This is a genomic window from Actinosynnema sp. NPDC023658 (genome assembly GCF_040639995.1).
Classification (GTDB): domain Bacteria; phylum Actinomycetota; class Actinomycetes; order Mycobacteriales; family Pseudonocardiaceae; genus Actinosynnema.
Genome location: NZ_JBFAAX010000650.1, coordinates 1 through 3,238 on the forward strand (window position 1 = coordinate 1; position 3,238 = coordinate 3,238).

The following is a 3,238-nucleotide window of genomic DNA, read 5'->3' on the forward strand; positions in this document are numbered from 1 at the left end:
GGTGGAGCACTACGCGGAGGCGGGCCGGCCGGTGAGCCTGGTCGCGCTCGTCGGCGCGGCGGTCGTCCTGGTCGCCGTCCTCGGCGTGGTGCGGCTCGCGGTGCGACGCGGGTCGGTGGCCGACCCGCCGGTGGACGCCGCGTTCCGGACCCGGAGCGCCCGGGTCGCGGTGGGGATCGGCATCGCCTGGATGGCCCTGGCGGTGCTGGTGGCGAACCGCCGCCTGGCCTACCTGCGCTCCCTCGACCTCCCGCCGCTGTCCGCGCCCGCGTGGCTGGAGCACACGCCGGTCGTCGACCCGCTCGGGTTGGTCGTGTTCCTCGTCGGGCTGGCGGGGTGGGTGCTGGTGGCCACCCCGCCGAACCGGCTGTCGACCGCGCGGAGCGCCGCGCGGGGATGACGCGCGGCGGCCGGGTGCACCGCGGCGGCCGGGGCGCTCGGCGTCGACCGGCAGCACACGGTGCGGGCGCATGCTGCACGCCCACCGCGAGTGCCCCCTGGTTCTCAGCCCGCGGTGCGGTAGATCGCGTCCGCCACCTGCCAGTACAGGCCCTTGGGGTGGTCGCGGAACAGGGGTTCGGTGCCGAACAGCACCGCCCTCGCCCCGCGCGGCGACGTGCCGGCCACCACCGCGGCCTGCCCCGTCGCCTCCTGCCGCCCGCCCGTCCCGTCGGGGCGCGCGGCCCAGTGGCCGGCGACCAGGCCCTGGTACCGCTGCCGCGCCACGACCCCCGCGCCGAGGTCGGTGAACCAGTGCGGCGCGTACACGAACGAGTGACTGACCGCGCCGGCGTCGTCCACCACCGACACGACCCCGTTCGCGTCCTCCCGGCCCGCGACCGCCCGCACCGGCAGCACCCCGGCGTCGGCGTTGAACCGGGCGCCCGTGGCACCGCGCGCCACCACGCCGCCGTGCGCCAGGAACCCGTCGACCGCCGCCCTGGCCGATGCGCCGAGCCGGTCGTACCGCAACCCCGACGACACGACCAGCACGTCCACGCCGGCCAGGTCGAACCCGGCGTCCAGCACCTCCGTCGACACCGGCCGCACGTCGAAGCCCATGTCCCGCAGCGCCTTCAGCTCGTCCGCCGCCACCGCGCCCGCCACCACCACCCGCCGCAGCGGCGCACCGCCCGGTCCGGCCGGCGTGAACCGCACCCCGTACCGGTCCGCCACCTCCTCGGCCGCCCGCCGCGCCGACGCCGGCACCACGATCGTGCCGTCGTCCTGCCGACGCAGCTCCAGCCCGCGTTCCAGCAGGTCGTTCACCGCCGCCGCGTCCTTGCCGTCGGCCGGCACCAGCGCCAGGTCACCGCCGCTGTCCGGCACCGACCCGGTCGGCGACGCCGCCACCACGGCCCGCCCGCGCACGTCCAGCGGCCCGTCACGCACGACGTCCACCGAAGCGCCCCACAGCAGCCGGTGGCTCCACCCGCTGATGTCGTACATGACCGGCACGGCGTCGGAGAGGTCCCGCCCCACCTCCAGCATCACGTTGGCCAGCGCCCGCTTCGGCTGGTGCAGGTCCACCACGTACGACCCGGCCGGGTACGAGCGGTCGCCCGCCGTGAACGCCCGGTCGGCCCGCTTCACCCGCACGTCGTGCGCCACCAGGTGGTCGACCAGCCGCGCGGCGGCCTGCCCCGAGCGCTGCCCGTCACCCACCGGTATGACGTAGGCGCGCGGGAACTCCGTGGTGTAGCGGTCCTCGGGGCCGAAGCCCGGCACGAAACCGTCCGGCACGACCCGCTGCGGCTCCCCCGCCAGGCCCCGGCGGAACATCTCGATCTGGTTGTCCACCATCGGGCGCCGGTTGTCCTTCACGTACGCGAGCGCGCTGCGGATCGTCGCCTCGACCACGTCGGTGTTGACCGCCGAACGCCGCCGCAGCTCCGCGACCGGCTGGGTGTCGTAGTCGCCCCGGTTCACCCGCAGCGGGAGCTCGACCGTGTACGCCACCGCGCCGTGGTACATCGAGTACTGGGCGGTGTAGATCGGCGCCCAGCCGTCCCACACGCCCGGCTCGTAGTCGCGGAACGGGATCTCCGGCGTGGCCGCCTCCGGGTGGCCGAGGCGGCGCACGGCGTCCTCCATGCGCAGCCCGCCCGCGTAGCCGTGCTCGACGTAGAGGTCGAAGTCGTAGTTCTGGCCGTGCGGGGGCGTGGTGGGCTCGATCAGCGTGTTGGCCACGTACCCGTGCTCGTCCAGCACGAGCAGCGGCTGGATGCGCTTGACCACGTCCCGCATGGCCTGCGACTCCGGCTGCGAGGACGTGACGAAGTCGCGGTTGAGGTCGAAACCGCGGGCGTTGACGCGCGTCCCGGCGACCCGGCCGTCCGGGTTCGCGGTCAGGTTCACGTACAGCCGGTGGCGGCGCAGGAACGCCCCCGTCCACGGGTCGGACGCGAACGCGAGGTCCTCCAGCACGCGCAGAGCGCCGTCGGTGCCCTCCCACTCGTCGCCGTGGATGTTGGCGTTGACCCACACCGGCGCCTTGTAGGCGGCGCGGAGGAGCACGTCGCCGGCGGCGGACTCGGGAGCGTTCTCGATCTCGTCGCGCCACGCCTCCTGCCGCCGGGTCTCGGCGGGGCTCTCCGGCGCGGTGAGCGTGACCAGGTACAGGTCCCGGCCCACCGCCGAGTGCCCGACGACCTCGACGGACACCCGGTCGCTCCGGCTCTGCAGGTCGTTGAGGCGCGGCGCGAGCGAGTGGTAGGGCACGAGGCCGAGCTTGACGGCCCGGTCGGTCCGGTCCTCGGGGTAGACGCGCAGCCGCGTGCGGCGCGGGTAGCCGGGGTTGGCGTCGGGCCGGTTGTCGCCGCGCGCGGTGGCGTGCGGAGGGAGGTCGGCGGCGGCGACCTGGTTGCGCTCGGGTCCGTTGCCCGGTTCGTGCGCCCGGTCGGTCGTGGGGGTGGCGGTCGCGGAGGTGGTCATCGTGGCCAGCAGCAACACCGTGAGCAACATCGAGCGCACCGGACCCCCTGGGGGTGATCGCCGAAGAACTCCTCCACCCTGACTAGCGGGTGCGGGCGAGCCCGGTCAACCGGTCGAATGGCTGGTCAGCCGGGTCACCCCGAGCCGAGGCACACGAACGGGCGACGCAGCGGGTCCGCGGCGACCGCCTCGGCCAGCGCCACCGCCGGTGACGCGCCGCCGGCGAGCATGCGGTGGAAGTCGGCCATCGCGGCCGCCGCCGGCTCGTCGCCCACCCGGCTCGACGCGGCGATCACCGTGCGCG

General features: G+C 75.4%; 1 protein-coding gene and 1 pseudogene. One reads left to right on the forward strand and one right to left on the reverse strand.

The features are described from left to right. Window positions 1-400: pseudogene (locus AB0G02_RS32665) on the forward strand (hypothetical protein); the annotation flags it as partial. 104 nt (window positions 401-504) lie between these two features. On the opposite strand, the gene AB0G02_RS32670 reads toward AB0G02_RS32665, so the two are convergent. Continuing rightward, on the reverse strand, window positions 505-2,964 hold the full coding sequence (locus AB0G02_RS32670; protein ID WP_360801928.1) for a M14 family zinc carboxypeptidase: 2,460 nt from the start codon (window positions 2,962-2,964) through the stop codon (window positions 505-507). Window positions 2,965-3,238: the final 274 nt, after the last annotated feature.